Source organism: Streptomyces sp. NBC_00239 (assembly GCF_036194065.1).
Classification (GTDB): Bacteria; Actinomycetota; Actinomycetes; order Streptomycetales; family Streptomycetaceae; genus Streptomyces.
In genome coordinates, this window is sequence record NZ_CP108095.1 from 275,320 (window position 1) to 295,516 (window position 20,197).

A 20,197-nucleotide genomic window follows, 5' to 3' on the forward strand; every position below is an offset into this window, starting at 1 on the left:
GGCGGGGTGCTATTCGAGCAGCTCCGCGTATGAGCCCATGGCCAGGGCGATGTCCGCCTGGGCCCAGAACCGGTGGTACGTGAAGACGGGTGCGGCGCCGCCGGCGAGGTAGGCCTCGATCTTCGGCCAGGCCGGGTCGTTCCGGTAGAAGGTGCGGATCGAGGCGAAGGTGGACGAGGAGTTCACCTTGTCGCCGTTCGGCATCGTGCCGGTCCACGTGCCGGGTACGTATACCGGGTTGCCGAAGCGGCTGTAGTCGGTCCGGGTCTCCGGTACCGAGACCCCCAGCGGGTCCTGGTGGTGGGCCCACATGCCGTCGAGCAGGGCCTTCGCGACCCTCTTGGCCTCGGCGTCGCCGGACTTCGCGGCGTAGTACGTCAGGGTCTTGGCGTAGGCGGCGGCCACGCCGACGTCGTCGGTGTAGTCGGCGACGGTGACGTGCAGGCCCGCGTTGGCGCCGGGCGCGGACGCGTTCCAGGTGTCCGGAGCGCCCGACCACTGGAGGGTGGAGGGGATCCGGTACGTGCCGTCGGGGTTGATCGTGGTCTTCGACAGGGCCCAGCCGACCCACTTGTCGAGCACCGTCTTGGCGCCTGCGTCGCCGGTCTGCCGGTAGTACTCGGCCACCCGCTCCATGGACCAGGCCTGGAAGCCGAACCACTGGTTGGACGCGGGGTCGTGGTAGACCGGCTTCTCGTCGTAGAAGAGGCCGTGGAAGGTGGGGGTCCCGGCCGGAGGCTGCGCGTACCGCCCCTGCCAGCTGTTGGTGGCGCCGCCCGCGATGGCGCCCTCGTCGGATTGGAGCCAGCGGTAGAACTCCAACTGCCGGTCGAGGCTGGTCGCCCAGTCCGCCGCGCCGGTCGGCGACTTGGGCTTCAGCGGGGCGTACTCGCTGAGCGCGTAGGCGGCGAGCGGGTTCTGGTATCCGCCGTGGGCGTGGCTGGAGCCGATCCGCCAGGACCAGCCGGCCGAGGTGTCGGTGGCGCCGCCCCAGGCGTAGTACCAGGACATCAGGTAGTGCGCGCTGTCCTTGCCGGTGCCGGCGGGGCAGGCGGTCGGTCCGACGCAGTTCCCGGACTTCTTGAAGTACTTGTCGAACATGGCGTACCGCAGGTAGTCGCCCATCTTGGCCGCCTTGGCGACGGTCGCGGTGACCTGGGTTCCCTTGCCCTGTTCCTTGGCCCAGATGTCGGCCCAGTAGGCGGCCTGCACGGCGCGCGCGTCGGCGTCCGGGGCGTTGGTGAACTTCCACTGCCTGGCGTAGGAGGAGTCGCCGGTGAAGAGGTCGAGGTAGCCGTTCTTCCCGCCGAAGGTGAAGTTGTCGCAGGTGGGGTGCGGCACGGTCTCCCAGACCGATTCCTGGGGTCCGCGCTGGAAGGTGTTGATGTACGAGGGTCCGGTCGCGGTCGGTCCGGCGGAGCACTTGCCGGGCTCGTTGCCGTAGCCGTAGACGTTGTCGACGTCCTGGAGCCAGTGCATGCCGTAGATGTCGTCCGTGCCGTACGCGCTCTTCAGCTCACCGGCGATCGGGTCCGCACCGGCGGCCACTCCCCCGTCGAGCCGGGCCGGGTACTGCGAGGGAAGGTCGTGCTCGGGGGCGTAGGTGGCGGGCTTGGAGGCGTTGTACGAGCCGGTCGTCGGCTGGTCGGCATGCGTGGGGATCATGAACTTCTCCATGGTCTCCCACGCGCCGTTGAACTTCGTCCAGTCCCCGGTGATCTTCCCGTACATCGCCTGCAGCCAGATCAGGTAGCTGTACGCCTCCGAGGTCGTCTCGTGCCCGTGGTCCGGGGCCTCCACGATCAGGGTCTCGACGGAGTGGTAGGGGATGCCCTCGGGCGAGAAGTACCCGTTGGCCGGGTTGGTGATCTTCCCGTGCAGGTCGAGGAAGCGTGCGTCGTACGTGGAGTCGGCGGCCAGCTCGGCGACCGTCACCTCGGCCTTGGCGTGGCCGGGTGCGGTGGCGGTGAAGACGGCGGAGCCGGAGCCGGTCGTCCCGGCGGTGACCGTCACCTTCTGGGCGGCGTTCCAGTTCGCCGGGGTGAAGGTGAGGGCGGCGGGCGTCGCGGCGAGGTCGGTGTTGCCCGAGGTGCGGGCGATGCCCACCGTGACGTTCGCGGCCGGCTGCTTGGACAGCTTGAGGTCGAAGGTGCCCGTCTCCCCGCGACGTACGGAGAACTGCGCGGGGGTGGCGACGAGCGCGGGCCCGGCGGCGACGGTGATGCCGACGGGGGCCGACTCGGCGGAGGCTCCGAGGCTGTCGTAGGCCTTGGCGTAGAGGGAGTGGGAGCCGGCGGCCAAGCCGGCGGCCGAGAACGTGAAGGGCGCGGAGGTGTCCGTGCCCAGGAGGGTGGTGTCGCTGTAGAACTCGACCTTGCCGATGGTGGCGCCGTCGGCCGCGGCGGCGGTGGCGGCGAGCGGGACGGGAGTTCCCGCCGTGTAGACGGCGCCCGCGGTGGGGCTGGTCAGGACGGTGACCGGGGGCTGGTGGGCTCCGGTGCACGGGGTGCCGTTGACGGCGAAGGAAGTGGGTGCAGCGTTTGTCCCGCTGTAGGCGAACTGGGCGCCGGCTGTGACGGCCGCGCCGGCAGCGACGGTCCTGTTCCAGTCCGGGGCCGTCACGCGGACGCTCTTGCCGGACTGGGTCCAGGTGCCGTTCCAGCCGTTGGTCAGCTGCTGGTTGCCGGAGTAGTCGTAGGTGAGGGTCCAGCCCTCGAGTGCGGCCGCGGACCGGTTGGTGAGGGTGAGCTCGGCGGTGAAGCCCGAGCCCCAGTCGTTGGCCTTGTAGTCGACGCTGCACTGCACCGCCGCGGCCGCGGCGCTGCCGGCGCCGACGACCGTGAGGCCCAGGGGAAGGCAGAGGGAGAAGGCCGTGGCCGACGCGATCAGCAGCCTGCGTCGTTTGTGCAGTCTGGGTGGGGGATGTGCCGACATGCCGATGGTTCTCCTCGCGGCTCGGGGAGACGGGATGGGCGAAACGATCGTGCACAAGCTCTGAACCAGTGGGAGCGCTCCCACTGTGCAGACGGGGTCCGGCGGCGTCAAGACACGTGAAGAGTCGAAAGCATTTCGGCGAGGAATTTACTCAAGCCCCCTTTTGCTTGGCATCAGTTGCCGCTACGGTCTGGCCCCAACCAGTGGGAGCGTTCCCATCGCTCGACGCACCGTCAGGGTGCGCACCCCTGCTGCAAGGACTCGCTCCTTGACACCCCGCGCCTGTCAGCGCTGCTCGGCGGAGCAGGGCTGGCCTAGCGCGACGGCGGCACCTGCCGGTCCCCGGGATCGTCCACGACGACCCGGGCCAGGGGCTCACGAATTCCCCCACCCCCACCTCACCTTCGGTCCCGGCCCCGGGTCCCCAGGTCGCGGGCGAGATCGGCGAGCACACACCTACGGACAGGCCACCCGCTCCCTACGACGGCACACCTCCGCACAGCAGCACTGCCCGCATCGGCATCGGCTGCGCGACCCCCTGCGCAGCCTGGACTGAAAGGCACCCACGAAATGAGCCGTACCGTCCCCCGCACCGCCTTACTGGCGGCCCTCAGTCTCGTCACGGCCGCCGGCGCCACCGCCACGGCGTTCGGCACCACGTCCGGCGCGACCGCCGCCGGCTGCAAGGTCGAGTACCAGATCTCGAACCAGTGGAACAACGGGTTCGGCGCCAATGTGGTCGTCACCAACACCGGTGACCCGGTGGCCTCCTGGACCGTCGAGTGGTCCTACGCGGACGGCCAGAAGGTCACCCAGGGCTGGAACGCCACCATCACCCAGTCCGGGGCCGCGGTCACCGCGCAGAGCATGTCCTACAACGGGTCGCTGGCCACGGGCGGTTCGACGTCCTTCGGCTTCAACGGTTCGCACACCGGCACGAACACCGTGCCCGCGACGTTCAAGCTGAACGGCGTCACCTGCAACGGCGCCACCGACCCGACCACACCCCCGACGACCCCGCCCACGACGCCGCCGACCACTCCTCCGCCCTCCGGCGGCAAGGTCGACAACCCGTACGCCGGCGCCAAGGTGTACGTGAACCCCGAGTGGTCCGCGAGGGCCGCCGCCGAGCCGGGCGGCACCAGGGTGTCCAACCAGCCCACCGCCGTCTGGCTTGACCGCATCGCCCTCGTCACGGGCACGAGCGGCACGATGGGTCTGCGCGACCACCTCAACGCGGCCCTGACACAGAAGGGCAGCGGCGAACTCGTCGTCCAGCTGGTGATCTACAACCTGCCCGGCCGGGACTGCTCCGCGCTCGCCTCCAACGGCGAACTGGGCCCCACCGAGATCGACAGGTACAAGACGCAGTACATCGACCCCATCGCCGCCATCCTCGCCGACCCCAAGTACGCGGCGCTCCGGATCGTCACTACCGTCGAGATCGACTCCCTGCCCAACCTCGTCACCAACGTCTCCGGCCGCCCCACCGCCACCGCCAACTGCGACGTGATGAAGGCCAACGGCAACTACATCAAGGGCGTCGGCTACGCGCTGAACAAGCTGGGCTCGATCGCCAACGTCTACAACTACGTGGACGCCGGCCACCACGGCTGGCTCGGCTGGGACGACAACTTCGGCGCCTCCGCCGAGATGTTCAAGCAGGCCGCGACCGCCGAGGGCTCCACGCTCTCCAACGTGCACGGCTTCATCGTGAACACGGCCAACTACAGCGCTCTCAAGGAAGACCACTTCAAGATCGACGACTCGGTCAACGGGACCTCCGTGCGCCAGTCGAAGTGGGTCGACTGGAACCGCTACACGGACGAGCTGTCGTACGCCCAGGCCATGCGGGCGAAACTGGTCTCCCTGGGCTTCGACGCCAACCTCGGCATGCTCATCGACACCTCCCGCAACGGCTGGGGCGGCACCGCCAGGCCCACCGGACCCGGCGCGTCGACGAGCGTCGACACCTACGTCAACGGCGGGCGCTACGACCGGCGCATCCACCTCGGCAACTGGTGCAACCAGTCGGGCGCCGGGCTCGGCGAGCGGCCGCAGGCGGCCCCGGCCGCCGGCATCGACGCGTACGTGTGGATCAAGCCGCCGGGCGAGTCGGACGGCGCGAGCAAGGAGATCCCGAACAACGAGGGCAAGGGCTTCGACCGGATGTGCGACCCGACCTACACCGGCAACGTACGCAACGGGAACAGCATGTCGGGATCCCTCCCGAACGCGCCGCTCGCCGGACAGTGGTTCTCCGCCCAGTTCCAGGAGCTCCTCAAGAACGCCCACCCGGCACTGTGACGCACCGCCGGTGAAGGACCCGGAGCCGTAGGGAACCGTCTGGTTCCGTACGGCTCCGGGCCGTACCCCACCCAGGTGCCTCAGTCTTCAGCAGCACTCCAAAAAACAGCACTCGGGACTCAGGAGGAATCCCTCACGATCAGCTCCGTCGGAAGGATCCGTCGTGGCTCCTCCCCCGCCACGGGACCGGCCCCGGTCCTCTCCCCGATCTTCTGGAGCAACAGCCGGGTCATCGTGCGCGCCATCTCCTCGATCGGCTGGCGCACGCTCGTCAACGGCGGATCCATCAGACGGGCCACCGCCGAATCGTCCACGCCGACCAGCGCCACGTCCTCGGGGACCCGCCGCCCCGCCTCACGCAGCACCCCGCGCGCACCGGCCGCCATCACATCCGACGCGGCGAAGACGGCATCCAGCCCGGGATCACGCGCCAGGAGCTCACGCATCGCCAGCCCGCCGCCCGCCTCGGTGAAGTCCCCGGCCGCAACCAGCGACTCATCGGGCACGATCCCGGCCTCGGCGAGTCCCGCACGGTAGCCGCCCAGACGCGCCCGGGCCACGTACATGTCCGGCGACCCACTGATCGTCGCGATCCTGCTCCGGCCCCGCCCCACCAGGTGGGCGACGGCCGCCCGTCCCGCACCGATGTTGTCGGAGTCCACATAGGCCACCGGCTCGGCCTCCGAACGCCGCCCGTTCATGACGAGCGGCACCCCCAGCCTCGCGATCCGGTCGGGCAGTGGGTCATCACCATGCACCGATGCCAGCAGCACACCGTCGACCCGCCGCGCGGCCAGATAGTGCTCGAACCGCTGCCGCTCCGCCTCCGTACGGACCAGCGTGAGCAACAACTGCTTGTCCGCTTCGGCCAGCTCGGCGCTCACGCCGCGGATCAGGTCGAGGAAGTAGGGCTCCGAGAACAGCCTGGCCTCGGTCTCCGGAATGACCAGGGCCACCGCGTCGGTCCGGCTGCCGGCCAGGGCTCTGGCCGCCTGGTTGGGTACGTACCCCAGCTCTGCGACGGCCCGGGCTATGGCGACCTTGGCCCGCTCGCTCACCCGCGGCGAGCCGTTGATGGCCCTGGAGACCGTACCCCGGCCGACGCCGGCCAGGGCCGCGACCTCTTCCAGGGTGGGCCTGCCGTTCTGCCGTCCGCTCACGCTCTTGAACTCCCCTCGTGCGCCCACGCACTCTGCGCCGGGCGCAGGCCCGGTCGGCTGGTCAGGCAAGCCGGTGCACCCGTCCGGAGCCGGGGAACACGCTACGCGCCCCTCTGAAGTGGGAGCGCTCCCACATTACTCTCGATCCCCTCCCGGCACCATGGGCGCATTCACCACGAACGAGCTAGAGAACGCAGCCGCGCGTGCCGAACTCCCCTGCCCTGGATTTGCGTTCATCTCTTGACACCCGCACCCACCAGGCAGCAACCTTCCGGCAACGAAGTGGGAGCGCTCCCACCCATGGGTGCGACAACGGCTTCACATCAGGTCCGGGCGGCCCTTTGGCCGAGCCGCGAACAGCCGGCCGGACCCCACGGCGCACAACGAGCAGCACCTCGGACGAGGAGAGTGGCATGCGTACTTCCAGCAGCAGACAGGGGCGCGGACGCGGGCACCGCACCGTGAGCAAAGCGGTCGCCGCGGTCGCCGTCATAGCGACCGGGACGGCCCTGCTCACCGGCTGCGGCGGCGACGACAACGGCAAGGGCGACGACGCGGCCGGCGGGCAGATCACGCTGCGGATCGGTACCTTCGGTTCCTTCGGCTACGACGACGCGACCGGGGCCAAGCTCTACGCCGAATACACGAAGACCCACCCGAACATCAAGATCGTAGAGTCGAACGTCGCGGACGGGCAGAAGTACTGGGACACGCTCAAGCTGCGGCTTTCCCGCAACAGCGGCCTCTCGGACATCCAAGCCCTGGAGGTGGGCTACATCGCGGAGGCCACCGGGCCCGCCATGGCCGGCAAGTGGGCCGACCTCGGCACGACGGGCGGCGCGGACGTCGGCGCGTTCCTCGACTGGAAGGTCAAGCAGGCCACCACGGGCGACGGCAAGGTCATCGGCCTCGGCACCGACATCGGCCCGATGGCCATCTGCTACAACAAGGACCTCTTCGCCGCGGCCAAGCTGCCGACCGATCGCACCGAGGTCGCCAAGCTGTGGGCCGGCGACTGGGCGAAGTTCATCGCCACCGGCGAGACGTACAAGAAGAACGCCCCCGCCGGGACCGCCTTCCACGACTCCGCGAGCGGTCTCTTCAACGCCGTGATCTCCAGCGAGCCGATGCAGTACGCGAACGCCAAGGGCGAGCTGGACTACCAGAACAGTCCGGGCGTGAAGAAGGCGTGGGACACCGCCGTGGCGGCCACGAAGGGCGAACTGACGGCGAAGCTGCGCCAGTTCGATGAGAAGGGCACCTGGAACGCGGCCTTCAAGAACTCGAAGTTCGCCACCGTCGCCTGCCCCAGCTGGATGACGGGCATCATCAAGGACCAGGCGGGCCCGGAGAACCAGGGCAAGTGGGACATCGCCGCGCCGCCCGTGGCCGGCAACTGGGGCGGCTCCTTCCTCGCCGTCCCGAAGTCGGGCAAGCACGCCAAGGAGGCGGCCGAACTCGCCGCCTGGCTCACCGCACCGGCGCAGCACGCCAAGGTCTTCGGTGTGAACGGCAACATCCCCTCCTCCAAGGACACCCTCGCCTCGCCGGCGGTTCAGGACGCCAAGCTGCCGTACTTCGGTGACACCCCGGTCGGCAAGATCTACTCGCAGGCCGCGGCCGGCATCACGCCCGCCCCGATCAGCCGCTGGGACGGCCAGGTGAAGACCTTCCTCACCGACAACGGCATCCTCGACATCGAGCAGCGCGGCACCGACCCGGCGAAGGCCTGGGAGAACGTCAAGAAGCTGGTCGACGACAAGATCGACCAGTAACGGGGGCAGTGTGACGGCCCGCCGCCACCCGCTGCCTCCCCCGCGGGTGACGGCGGGCCGTCCGACCGTCCGCACCATCGCGTCACCGCATCACTGCACGCATCGACCTGGAAGGAAGCCCCCGTGGCCACCTCCGTACGGGCGACGGGTGGCGGCTCCGCGCCCCCCGCCGCACAAGCCCCGGGCTCCGGCGCCGGCCCCGACTCCCCCGGGCCGCGGCCCTCCGGCCGGAGCGGCTGGCGCAGCACGCTCTACCGCCTCGACCTGAAGGCGGTCCCGTACGTCTTCATCGCCCCCTTCTTCCTCACCTTCGCCGCCTTCGGCCTCTTCCCCCTGATCTACACGGGCTGGCTCTCCCTGCACCGGGTCGAACTCGGCGGCAGCGCGCAGTGGAAGGGAACGGAGAACTACAGCTCACTGGCGACCAGCGAGTTCTTCTGGAACGCGCTCGCCAACACCTTCACCATCGGTGTGATCTCGACCGTCCCCCAGCTGCTGATGGCCCTCGGCCTGGCGCATCTGCTCAACTACAAACTCCGCGGGCGCGGTTTCTTCCGCGTGGCGATCCTCGCCCCGTACGCCACCTCGATCGCCGCGGCCACGCTCGTCTTCGCCCAGCTCTTCAACACCGACTACGGTCTGATCAACACGGTCCTGGGCTGGGCGGGCTTCGACCCGATCGCCTGGGAGTCCTCCAAGTGGCCCGCCCAGATCGCGATTTCGACGATCGTGACCTGGCGGTGGACGGGCTACAACGCACTGATCTACCTCGCGGCCATGCAGGCCGTACCCCAGGACCTCTACGAGGCGGCCGCGTTGGACGGAGCCACCCGCTGGCGCCAGTTCCTCAGCGTCACCATCCCCTCCATCCGGCCGACGATCCTCTTCACGATCATCGTCTCCACCATCGGAGCCAGCCAACTCTTCGGCGAGCCCATGCTGTTCGGCGGCAGCGTCGGCATCAGCGGCGGGAGCGGCAACCAGTTCCAGACCCTGAGCCTGCTCATGTACGAGAAGGGGTGGGTGACCGGCGCGCTGGGCCAGGCATCCGCCATCGCCTGGGTCATGCTCCTGCTCCTCCTGCTCATCGGCGGCCTCCAGACCCTCGTCTCCCGCTCGAACCGCAACCGCAACCGCAACCGCGCCGGCCGCATCCGCACGAAGGCGGGGAGCTGAACCCGTGACCCGCACACTCGACACGACCACCTCCACGGCGCCGCGCACCGGGCGCCTTCGCCCGTCGGCCGGCCGCCAGCACCACGCCGGACCGCTGACCTACGTCCTGCTCGGCCTGGCCGCCCTCATGTCCCTGTTCCCGCTGTACTGGAACCTCGTCGCCGCCTCCCATTCGGGCGAGCGCGTGGTCGAGGCCCCGGCGCCGCTGCTGCCCGGCCCCCGGCTGTTCGACAACCTCTCCTTCGCCTGGAACCAGGTCGACATGGGCGAGGCACTGGTCAACACCACGATCGTGGCCGGCCTCGTGACCCTGTCCACCGTCCTGTTCTCCACCCTGGCCGGCTTCGCCTTCGCCAGGCTGCCCTTCAAGGGTCGGGGCGCCATGCTGGCGCTGGTGGTGGCCACCATGACGATCCCGCCGCAGCTCAGCGTGATCCCGCTGTACCAGATCATCACCGACCTCGGCTGGGTCGACCAGCTCCAGGCGGTCGTCCTGCCCTCGCTGGTCGCGGCCTTCGGCGTGTTCTTCATGCGGCAGTTCCTGATCGAGGCGCTGCCGGCCGAGCTGGTGGAGGCGGCCCGCATCGACGGCGCGCACAGCCTGCGCATCATCTGGCACGTGGTGTTCCCGGTGGCCCGCCCCGCGATGGCCGTCCTCGGGATGCTGGTCTTCGTGCAGGCCTGGAACGACTTCTTCTGGCCGTTCATCGCGCTGACCCCGGACGGGAATCCGACCCTGCAAGTCGCCCTGGCCGGCCTCGGCGCGGGAAACCACACGGTCGATCAGGCCGTCGTGCTGACCGGCGCCCTGATATCCACGGTGCCCCTGCTGCTGGTCTTCGCCGTCCTCGGCAAGCACATCGTGGGCGGCATCACCGCCGGCGCCGTCAAGAACTGACGGCGTCCGTCGAGGACCGGCCGACCCGTCGGTCTGTTCGCCCCCCGCCTTCCGGCACCGCTACATCCGGCACGACTTCATCCGAACCTGCGTTGGGAGCGCTCTCCTATGACCGCGTCCGAGACCCGGCCCCTCACCGCCACCCGCACCTTCCCGCCCGACTTCCTCTGGGGCACGGCCACCGCCGCGTACCAGATCGAGGGCGCCGCCCGTGAGGACGGCCGGACCCCGTCCATCTGGGACACCTTCTCCCATACCCCGGGCAAGGTCTTCGAAGGCCACACCGGTGACGTGGCCGTGGACCACTACCACCGGTTCCCCGAGGACGTCCGTCTCATGTCCGAACTCGGCCTGGGGGCCTACCGGTTCTCCGTGTCCTGGTCACGCGTACAGCCGACCGGCCGGGGCCCCGCCGTCCAGAAGGGCCTGGACTTCTACCGCCGGCTCGTCGACGAGCTGCTCGCCGCGGGCGTCACACCCGCGCTCACCCTCTACCACTGGGACCTGCCGCAGGACCTGGAGGACGCGGGCGGCTGGCCGGAGCGCTCGACCGCCGAGCGGTTCGCCGAGTACGCGGGCCTCGTGGGCGATGCCCTCGGAGACCGGGTCAAGCATTGGATCACGCTCAACGAGCCCTGGTGCAGCGCGTTCCTCGGCTACGCCTCCGGCGTCCACGCCCCTGGCCGCACGAACCCGGTCGCCGCCCTGCGCGCGGCCCATCACCTCAACCTCGGTCACGGCCTCGCCGTCCAGGCCCTGCGGGCAGCGCTGCCCGCCGATGCTCAGCTCGCGGTCTCCCTCAACCTCCACGAGGTCCGCCCCCTGACCTCTTCACCGGAGGACCGGGAAGCGGCCCGCCGCATCGACGCCGTGGGCAACCGGATCTGGCTGGGACCGATGCTGGAGGGCGGCTACCCCCAGGACCTGCTGGTGGACACCGCGCACCTGACCGACTGGTCCTTCGTCCGCGACGGCGACAGCGCCACGGTGCACCAGCCCCTGGACCTGCTCGCCGTGAACTACTACACCCCGACGGTCGTCTCGCACGCAGCGGAGGGCGAAGGGGTACCGCAGGACGACGGGCACGGCAACAGCGAGTACTCCCCCTGGCCAGGGGCGGACGACGTCGCCTTCCACCGGGCACCGGGCGAACGGACGGCAATGGGTTGGCCGGTCGACCCGAGCGCCCTCTACGACCTGCTGACCCGGACCGCCGCCCGGTACCCCGGGCTGCCGCTCGTGGTCAGTGAGAACGGCGCCGCCTACGAGGACGAGGTCGGTGCCGACGGCACGGTCCACGACCCCGAGCGCGCCGCCTACGTCCACGCCCACCTCGACGCCGTGCACCGGGCGATCGCCGCCGGGGCGGACGTGCGCGGCTACTTCCTCTGGTCGCTGCTCGACAACTTCGAGTGGGCGTACGGATACGCCAAACGGTTCGGCGCCATCCACGTCGACTACGACACCCTGAAGCGCACTCCCAAATCGAGCGCGCACTGGTACTCCCGCGTGGCCCGGACGGGACAGCTGCACGCTCCTGGGAAGGCGTAGCCGGGCACGGGGACCCTCCCGCCACGGCGCTAGCGGATGGCCAGGCGGGTGGGGTCGGCGATGATCTGTCGGACGGTCGACCATGCCGCACCCAGCACCGGTCCGCGGCGCCCCAGGGCGGAGGGGCGTACCGCCTCCGGGGTCCAGGGCCGGACGGTGATGCGGGCGGCGAGCTCGGCGCGGATGGACGGGATGAGCCAGTCGGCGAGTTCGGCGTAGGCGCCGCCCAGGACGACGCCGTCCGGGTCGATCAGGTTCACCGCCGAGGTGAGGGCGAGACCCAGGGCCCGTCCTGCGCGGTCCAGGGCGCGCAGGGTCGCCGCGTCCCCGGCGTCTGCCCGCTCGGCCAGCAGGGCCACCGGGTCTCCGACGTGCGCGAGCCCGGCTTCGCGCAGCACGGCCGCTTCGCCCGCGTACTGCTCCAGGCAGCCGCGTGCCCCGCAGGCGCAGCGGGCGCCCTCCGGGTGGACGGGCAGGTGGCCGAGTTCGCCAGCGAAGCCGCGGGCGCCGCGGAACAGCTGCCCGCCGACGACCAGTGCGGCACCGATTCCGGCCTCGGCGGAGACGTGTACGAAGGTCTCGGCGGGGTGTCCCTCGTGCCACTGCTCGGCCAGCGCCCCGAGGTTGGCCTCGTTCTCCGGCACGGGCACGGTGTCGGGGTCGGGCCAGTGGTCGGCGGGGCGGACGGCCTGCCAGCCGAGATTGGGGGCGTTCGCGACCAGCCCACCCGGGTCGTTCGGTACCACCCCCGGCACGGCCAGGACGCGGCCCTCCACGTGCAGGCCGAGGGTGGCGGCCTCGGCCTCCGCGTCAGCGCCCAGCGCGGCGGCCTCCGCCAGTACCTGCCCGGCGGGCCGGCTCGCGTTGGCCCGCTCCACCCGGCGCCACACCCGGGGTTCGCCGCGCAGGTCCACGATGCACGCCGCGAGATGGGTGACACCGATTTCCAGGCCGAGGCCCGCGGGACCCCGGTCGTTCAAGGCCAGTGCCCGTCCGGGGCGGCCGACGCGTCCGCTGGGCGTCGTGTCCGTCTCGGTCAGCGCGCCGCGGCCGATGAGCTCGTCGACCAGGGAGGAGACGGCCGGCCTGGTCAGGCCCGTGTGCCCGGCGACGTGCGCCCGCGAGAGCGGGCCGTGCGCGGCGACCGCGCCGATCACCGCCGCGAGGTTCTGCCGGCGCATCCCCTGCTGCGAGGCGGGTGCGGTCTCCACACCCCCGCCCGCCCTGCCGATCACCGTCATCGACCCGGTCCTCCCTGTCGCGCTTCCGGCGGCACCTCCTGCAAGGCACGCGCCCGCCGCAGCGTACTGGTGATCCGTTCGAGCGCGTCGTCGTCACGGGGTACGGGCTCCAGTACCCGGCCCTCGGCGGTCCGCCAGCGCCGGGCGACGGCGTCGGCGGTCTCCCCGGTGAGCAGTGCGGCGGCCTGGGCGGCGGCCCCGAGCGCGACCGGTTCCCGGGCCGCGGGCACCTGAACGGCTCGGCCGGACAGCCGCAGGACGGTCCGCTGCCAGGCCGGGCCGCGGGCTCCGCCGCCGATCAGCAGCAGGGGTTCGTCGGGGGCCGGGTTCTCGCCTCCGGCGCGCAGTACGTCGTCCAGGGCCGCGAGCAGGGCGTGGGCGGCGCCGTCGTAGGCGGCCTGGAGAAGCTGTCCCGGTGTGGTGTCGTGGCGCAGGCCGTGGACCAGGCCGGAAGCATGCGGGAGGTCGGGAGTGCGCTCGCCGTCCAGATGGGGAAGGACCACCACCGTGCCGCCCGCCTCGACGTCCTCGCGGTCGCGGCCGACGAGGGCGGCGAAGCGGTCGACGGCGACGGTGCAGTTGAGCGTGCAGGCGAGCGGCAGCCAGCCGCCGAGGGCATCGGCGAAGCCGGCGACGGTTCCGCTGGGGTCTGCGGGCCGGGTCCGGCCGACGGCGTAGACGGTGCCGGAGGTGCCGAGGCTCAGCACCGGGCGTCCGGGGGTCAGGCCCAGCCCGAGGGCGGCGGCCATGTTGTCGCCGGTCCCGGTGGCCATCAGCGCGCCCTCGCGCAGTGGCATCCCGGTTCGGACCAGGCCCGCCCGGGCGCCCGGCGGGAGGACCTCTGGCAGCAGCTCGGCGTCGAGTCCGATCCGGCCGAGGACCTCTTGGTCGTAGCCGTCCGGGCCCCACCAGCCGGTTCCCGAGGCGTCCCCGCGGTCCGTCGCCGCCTCGCCGGTCAGCCGCTCCGTCAGGAAGTCGTGGGGCAGGCGGACGGCCGCGACGCGGTCGGCGGCGGCAGGCTCGTTCGCGCGCAGCCAGGCCCACTTGGCGGAGGTGAAGGCGGCCGTCGGGACGCTGCCGGTGCGGCGGGCGAGCTCTGCCGGGCCGAAGGCGGCGGTGAGTTCGGCGGCCTGCGGGGCGGAGCGGACGTCGTTCCACAGCAGCGCCGGGCGCACCGGTTCGCCGGCTGTGTCGAGGGTGACCAGGCCGTGCTGCTGGCCGGCGATCGAGCAGGCGGCGGCGCGATCCGCCCAGCCGGTGCCCGCCACGGCCTTCCCGAACGCCCGCCACCACTGTTCGGGATCGCTCTCGCGGCCGGCGCCCGCGCTGACGGCGTGCGCGGCGCGGCCCTCGCCCAGGACGGCGCCGGTCTCCAGGTCGACGGCGAGTGCCTTGGTGGCCTGGGTCGAGCTGTCGACACCGATCACGACACGTTGTGCGGACATGCGTTCCTCCGGTGGGGTTCCTTCTGGCGTCTCGGCATACTAATTTGTTTTTCGCCATTACAAATAGACCTCGGCCTGATCCGGAGCGCCTCATGACCAGCGACCCGCTCGTCCCCGTCCCCGCGCACAGGTTCACCTTCGGCCTGTGGACCGTCGGCTGGCAGGGGCGGGACCCCTTCGGCAACGCCACCCGGCCCGCCCTCGACCCGGTCGAGACCGTGGAGCGACTGGCCTGGCTCGGCGCCTACGGCGTCACGTTCCACGACGACGACCTGATCCCCTTCGCCGCCGGCGACGCCGCCCGCGAGCAGGCGGTCAAGCGCTTCCGCACCGCACTCGACACGGCCGGGCTGAAGGTGCCGATGGCCACCACCAACCTCTTCACCCACCCGGTGTTCAAGGACGGCGCCTTCACCGCCAACGACCGGGACGTACGCCGGTACGCGCTGCGCAAGACGATCCGCAACATCGACCTGGCCGTGGAACTCGGCGCCTCGGTCTACGTGGCGTGGGGCGGCCGCGAGGGCGCGGAGTCGGGCGCGGCCAAGGACGTGCGCACCGCCCTCGACCGACTGAAGGAGGCCTTCGACCTGCTGGGCGAGTACGTCGAGACCCAGGGCTACGACCTGCGCTTCGCGATCGAACCCAAGCCCAACGAGCCGCGCGGCGACATCCTGCTGCCCACGATCGGCCACGCCCTGGCGTTCATCAACGAGTTGGAGCGGCCCGAGCGGGTCGGCCTCAACCCGGAGGTCGGCCACGAACAGATGGCCGGGCTGAACTTTCCGCACGGCATCGCCCAGGCGCTGTGGCACGGCAAACTGTTCCACATCGACCTCAACGGCCAGACCGGCATCAAGTACGACCAGGACCTGCGCTTCGGCGCGGGCGACCTGCGCCAGGCCTTCTGGCTGGTCGACCTGCTCGAGTCGGCGGGCTACGACGGCCCCCGCCACTTCGACTTCAAGCCGCCGCGCACGGAGGACTTGGCCGGCGTCTGGGCCTCGGCGGCCGCGTGCATGCGCAACTACCTGCTCCTGGCGCAGCGCTCCCGCGCCTTCCGGTCCGATCCGGAGGTCCAGGCCGCGCTCGCCGCCTCCAGGCTGCCCGAACTCGCCCTCCCCACGGCCGAGGACGGCCTGGCCGGGCTCCTGGCCGACCGGTCCGCCTTCGACGACTTCGACGTCGATGCCGCCGCCCGCCGCGGCATGGCCTTCGAACAGCTGGACCAGCTCGCCCTCGAACACCTCCTCGGCGCCCGCTGAGCCGGAGCACCCGGGCGCCGGGCCGTGACGTTCCACGTGCCGGCTCTGCCACGAGGCGACCACCAGGAGACCTGGCCTCGCGCCGTTCCCGGGTGGCCTCTCTCGGCGAAGCGCAGCGGTGTGAGCGTTAACAAACGTCATGCCGAGTCAACGGCGGACCTGACGTGCCGATGCGGAGGCGCCCCGCAGAGGAGGCCGATCCCCTGCACCGCCGTTGCCCCGACAGTGATCCGAACAGACTCTTGACGACACTCTTGTGAGCGTTAACACTCAGGTATCGCCAGGCCGGAGCCGCTGCGAACCCGGACTTCGCACAGCGCGAGGAAACGACTCCCGGCCGACCGCGCTCGACCGCTTCCGGTTGTCCCAGCCGGGTCGCACCGTGCCGGTCGCGGAACACCACTGGAGGAACTGTGCGGAAGCTTTCAGCGAGCCTTGTCGCCCTGGGTCTGACGCTGTCGCTGGCGGCCTGCGGCCAGAGCGCCAACGGAACGGCGGCGGGCGACGGAGCCGGCGACGGAGCGGCCGGCGGGAACGCCAAGGGCGGCCTCATCGGCATCGCGATGCCGACCAAGTCCTCGGAGCGCTGGATCAACGACGGCACCAACATGGTCAAGGAGTTCCAGGCCAAGGGTTACAAGACCGACCTCCAGTACGGCGACAACGTCGTGGAGAACCAGGTCTCCCAGGTGGAGAACATGATCACCAAGGGCGCCAAGCTACTGGTGATCGCCGCCATCGACGGCTCCTCGCTCACGAACGTGCTACAGAAGGCCGCCGACGCCCACATCCCCGTCATCTCCTACGACAGGTTGATTCGCGGCACCGGGAACGTCGACTACTACGCGACCTTCGACAACTACAAGGTCGGTGTCCTCCAGGGCAGTTACATCGTCGACAAGCTCGGCATCAAGAACGGCAAGGGCCCCTTCAACATCGAGCTGTTCGCCGGTTCACCGGACGACAACAACGCCGCGTTCTTCTACAACGGCGCGATGAGCGTCCTCAAGCCGTACATCGACAACAAGAAGCTGGTCGTGCGGAGCGGTCAGACCTCCCTCAACCAGATCGCCACACTGCGCTGGGACGGCGGTCTCGCCCAGTCCCGGATGGACAACCTGCTGAGCAAGTCGTACACCGCCGCCCGCGTCGACGCCGTGCTCTCGCCGTACGACGGCATCTCGATCGGCATCATCTCCTCGCTCAAGGGCGTCGGCTACGGCGCCGGCCGGCCACTGCCCGTCGTCACGGGCCAGGACGGCGAGCTGGCCTCGGTGAAGTCGATCATCGCGGGCGAGCAGACCCAGACCGTCTACAAGGACACCCGCCAACTGGCCAAGGCCGCGGTCCAGATGGGCGACGCGCTGCTGACCGGCGGCAAGCCCGAGGTCAACGACACCGGTCAGTACGACAACGGCGTCAAGACCGTACCGGCGCAGCTGCTCCAGCCGGTCAGCGTCGACAAGGAGAACTACCGGAAGGTCCTGGTGGACAGCGGCCAGTACACCGCGGACCAGCTCAAGTAGCCCACGGGGCCCGCCCGACGGGTCCGGCGACGCCGAACCGGCGGTGCGGCGCCCGGGAGACCGCCCGGCACCGCACCGCCCCGACGATACGGATGCACAACCATGGCCCGACCCGTTCTCGAGATGCGGTCGATCAGCAAGACGTTTCCCGGCGTCAAGGCCCTCTCCGAGGTCAACCTGACCGTCGCGGCCGGCGAGGTGCACGCCGTCTGCGGTGAGAACGGCGCCGGCAAGTCCACCCTGATGAAGGTGCTCAGCGGGGTCCACCCGCACGGCGGCTACCAGGGCGAGATCTACTTCGAGGGCGAGCCCTGCCGGTTCCGGGACATCCGGGCCAGCGAGCAGCGCGGCATCGTGATCATCCACCAGGAACTCGCGCTGGTTCCCTACCTGTCCATCGCCGAGAACATCTTCCTCGGCAACGAGCACGCCAGCCGGGGCGTCATCAGCTGGCACAAGACGCTGACCCACGCCGCCGCACTGATCCGGCAGGTCGGACTCGCCGAGAGCCCGCACACCAGGATCGCCGATCTCGGCGTGGGCAAACAGCAGTTGGTCGAGATCGCCAAGGCGCTCGCCAAGAAGGTCAAGCTCCTCATCCTGGACGAGCCGACTGCCGCTCTGAACGACGAGGACAGCCGCAAGCTGCTCGACCTGATCCTCGAACTCAAAGCCCAGGGCATCTCCTGCATCCTCATCTCGCACAAGCTGAACGAGATCGCCCGGGTCGCCGACAGCGTCACCATCCTGCGCGACGGGCGGACCATCGAGACCATCGCGATCGGTCCCGAGGGCATCTCCGAGGAGCGGATCATCCGCGGCATGGTCGGCCGCGACCTGGAACACCGCTACCCCGAGCGCGCACCGGAGATCGGCGAGGTCGCCTTCGAGATCGAGGACTGGAGCGTCCGGCACCCGATCGACCACCGCCGCAAGGTGGTCGACGGCGTCTCGCTGAACGTCCGTCGCGGCGAGATCGTCGGCATCGCCGGCCTCATGGGCGCCGGCCGCACCGAACTGGCCATGAGCGTCTTCGGCCGCTCGTACGGACGGTGGACCGGCGGCCGGGTGCGGCTGGACGGCCGGGAGATCCGCACCCGGACGGTACCGGAGGCGATCGGACACGGCATCGCGTACGTGACCGAGGACCGCAAGCAGCTCGGCCTCAACCTCAACGACGACATCAGCCGGAACATCTCGCTGAGCGCCCTCGGCAAGGTCGCCAGGCGGGGCTGGGTCGACCGGCACGAGGAGGCACGGATCGCCGAATCGTTCCGGCGGACCATGAACATCAAGGCCCCCTCGGTGTTCGCGGAGACCGGCAAGCTCAGCGGCGGCAACCAGCAGAAGGTCGTCCTCAGCAAGTGGATCTTCGCCGAGCCGCAGGTGCTGATCCTCGACGAGCCCACCCGGGGCATCGACATCGGTGCCAAGGCGGAGATCTACACCGTCATCGCCGAACTCGCCGCCGAGGGCAAGGCGGTACTCGTCATCTCCTCCGAACTCCCCGAACTCCTGGGCCTGTGCGACCGGATCTACACCATGGCCGCAGGCCGGATCACCGGTGAAGTCACCCGCGCGGACGCCACCCAGGAATCCCTCATGCGGCTCATGACCATGAGTGCGGCATCCCCCGACAAGCAGGTGTGAGGCATGGCCCAGACCAAGACCACCCCGGACACCACGCCCCGCGCACCGGGGACCGGCCAACGGCCGTCGGCCGGTGCCGTACTGGCCCGAGCGTTGCGCGGCAACCTGCGCCAGTACGGGATGCTGCTCGCGCTGGCGCTGATCGTGCTGCTGTTCCAGTTCTGGACGGACGGCATCCTGCTCCAGCCGCTCAACATCACCAATCTGATCCAGCAGAACGGCTACATCCTCATCCTGGCCATCGGCATGATGATCGTCATCATCGCCGGGCACATCGACCTGTCGGTCGGGTCGCTCGCCGCCTTCGTCGGGGCGGCCGCGGCGGTGATGATGGTCGAGCACAAGATGGCCTGGCCGGTGGCGCTGGTGGCCGCACTGCTGATCGGGGCTCTCGCCGGAGCCTGGCAGGGGTTCTGGATCGCCTATCTCGGGATCCCCTCGTTCATCGTCACGCTGGCCGGCATGCTGCTGTTCCGCGGCGGCACCCAGATCCTCCTGCAGGGCCAGTCGGTCGCGCCGTTCCCCAAGGGCTTCCAGAACATCAGCAGTGGCTTCCTTCCCGCGGTCGGCCCCGCCACCGACTACCACAACCTCACTCTCCTGCTGGGCTTCACGGTGTTGGCCGTCGCGATCCTCCAGGAGGTGCGCGGACGGCGGCGGGCCGCCTCGTACGGGCTGGAACCGCTCCCGACCGGGCTGTTCCTCGTGAAGCTCGGCGCGATCAGCGCGGCCGTGGTGGCCTTCACGCTGCTGCTGGCCAGCTACCAGGGGGTGCCGGTGGTTCTGCTGATCCTCGGCGTCCTGCTGGTCGGCTTCGGGTACGTGATGCGCAATTCGATCCTCGGCCGGCACACCTACGCCATCGGCGGCAATGAGGCGGCGGCGCGGCTGTCCGGGGTGAAGAGCAAGCGGGTCGTCTTCCTGGCCTTCGTGAACATGGGCGTCCTCGCGGCCCTGGCCGGGATGGTCTTCGCCGCGCGGCTCAACGCCGGTACGCCGCAGGCCGGCATCAACTTCGAGTTGGAGGCGATCGCCGCCGCCTTCATCGGCGGCGCCTCCGCGAGCGGCGGTGTGGGAACCGTCATCGGAGCGCTCACCGGCGGTCTGGTGCTGGGCGTGCTGAACAACGGCATGTCGCTGGTCGGCGTGGGTACCGACTACCAGCAGGTGATCAAGGGCCTGGTCCTGCTGGCGGCCGTCGGCTTCGACGTCTACAACAAGCGCAAGGCCGGAGCCTGACGGTGTCCTCGCCCCTCCCCCGCCGCGCGT

13 protein-coding genes are annotated in these 20,197 nt (G+C 70.3%); 9 read left to right on the forward strand and 4 right to left on the reverse strand.

All coding sequences use genetic code 11. The features are described from left to right. Window positions 1–9 precede the first annotated feature (9 nt). Window positions 10–2,934, reverse strand: a complete 2,925-nt coding sequence (locus tag OG764_RS01405; protein WP_328966502.1) for a glycoside hydrolase family 48 protein — start codon at window positions 2,932–2,934, stop codon at window positions 10–12. Between the two features lie 570 nt (window positions 2,935–3,504). Between OG764_RS01405 and OG764_RS01410 the strand changes: the two genes are divergently transcribed. Then, window positions 3,505–5,241 (forward strand): glycoside hydrolase family 6 protein, encoded by a 1,737-nt coding sequence (locus tag OG764_RS01410; protein WP_328966503.1) that lies wholly within the window; start codon window positions 3,505–3,507, stop codon window positions 5,239–5,241. Between the two features lie 119 nt (window positions 5,242–5,360). On the opposite strand, the gene OG764_RS01415 is transcribed toward OG764_RS01410, so the two are convergent. Then, window positions 5,361–6,401, reverse strand: a complete 1,041-nt coding sequence (locus OG764_RS01415; RefSeq protein ID WP_328966504.1) for a LacI family DNA-binding transcriptional regulator — start codon at window positions 6,399–6,401, stop codon at window positions 5,361–5,363. Between the two features lie 413 nt (window positions 6,402–6,814). Between OG764_RS01415 and OG764_RS01420 the strand changes: the two genes are divergently transcribed. The 4 genes from OG764_RS01420 to OG764_RS01435 all read left to right on the forward strand — a co-directional run bounded on the left by OG764_RS01420 (window position 6,815) and on the right by OG764_RS01435 (window position 11,801). Beyond that, window positions 6,815–8,176, forward strand: coding sequence for an ABC transporter substrate-binding protein (locus tag OG764_RS01420; protein ID WP_328966505.1), 1,362 nt, complete (start codon window positions 6,815–6,817; stop codon window positions 8,174–8,176). A gap of 123 nt (window positions 8,177–8,299) precedes the next feature. Then, window positions 8,300–9,352 (forward strand): carbohydrate ABC transporter permease, encoded by a 1,053-nt coding sequence (locus OG764_RS01425; protein ID WP_328966506.1) that lies wholly within the window; start codon window positions 8,300–8,302, stop codon window positions 9,350–9,352. 4 nt (window positions 9,353–9,356) lie between these two features. Continuing rightward, window positions 9,357–10,250, forward strand: coding sequence for a carbohydrate ABC transporter permease (locus OG764_RS01430; RefSeq protein ID WP_328966507.1), 894 nt, complete (start codon window positions 9,357–9,359; stop codon window positions 10,248–10,250). A gap of 108 nt (window positions 10,251–10,358) precedes the next feature. Further along, window positions 10,359–11,801, forward strand: a complete 1,443-nt coding sequence (locus OG764_RS01435) for a GH1 family beta-glucosidase (protein WP_328966508.1) — start codon at window positions 10,359–10,361, stop codon at window positions 11,799–11,801. 29 nt (window positions 11,802–11,830) lie between these two features. Here the strand turns inward: OG764_RS01435 and OG764_RS01440 are convergent, their stop codons facing one another. Then, a complete protein-coding gene (locus OG764_RS01440; RefSeq protein ID WP_328966509.1) occupies window positions 11,831–13,042 on the reverse strand; it encodes an ROK family protein in 1,212 nt (403 codons plus the stop codon). Next, a complete protein-coding gene (gene xylB / locus OG764_RS01445; protein ID WP_328966510.1) occupies window positions 13,039–14,487 on the reverse strand; it encodes a xylulokinase in 1,449 nt (482 codons plus the stop codon). Before xylB ends, OG764_RS01440 begins: the two co-directional genes overlap by 4 nt. 92 nt (window positions 14,488–14,579) lie before the next feature. Here xylB and xylA point away from each other — a divergent pair, with 92 nt between their 5' ends. The 4 genes from xylA (at window position 14,580) to mmsB (ending at window position 20,167) form a co-directional block, all read left to right on the forward strand. Continuing rightward, window positions 14,580–15,752: a xylose isomerase gene (gene xylA / locus OG764_RS01450; protein ID WP_328966511.1), complete on the forward strand. Its 1,173-nt coding sequence runs from the start codon at window positions 14,580–14,582 to the stop codon at window positions 15,750–15,752. 413 nt (window positions 15,753–16,165) lie between these two features. After that, a complete protein-coding gene (gene chvE / locus OG764_RS01455; RefSeq protein ID WP_328966512.1) occupies window positions 16,166–17,278 on the forward strand; it encodes a multiple monosaccharide ABC transporter substrate-binding protein in 1,113 nt (370 codons plus the stop codon). Between the two features lie 102 nt (window positions 17,279–17,380). Further along, a complete protein-coding gene (gene mmsA, locus OG764_RS01460) occupies window positions 17,381–18,928 on the forward strand; it encodes a multiple monosaccharide ABC transporter ATP-binding protein (protein WP_328966513.1) in 1,548 nt (515 codons plus the stop codon). A gap of 3 nt (window positions 18,929–18,931) precedes the next feature. Then, window positions 18,932–20,167 (forward strand): multiple monosaccharide ABC transporter permease, encoded by a 1,236-nt coding sequence (gene mmsB / locus OG764_RS01465; RefSeq protein WP_328966514.1) that lies wholly within the window; start codon window positions 18,932–18,934, stop codon window positions 20,165–20,167. Window positions 20,168–20,197 lie beyond the last annotated feature (30 nt).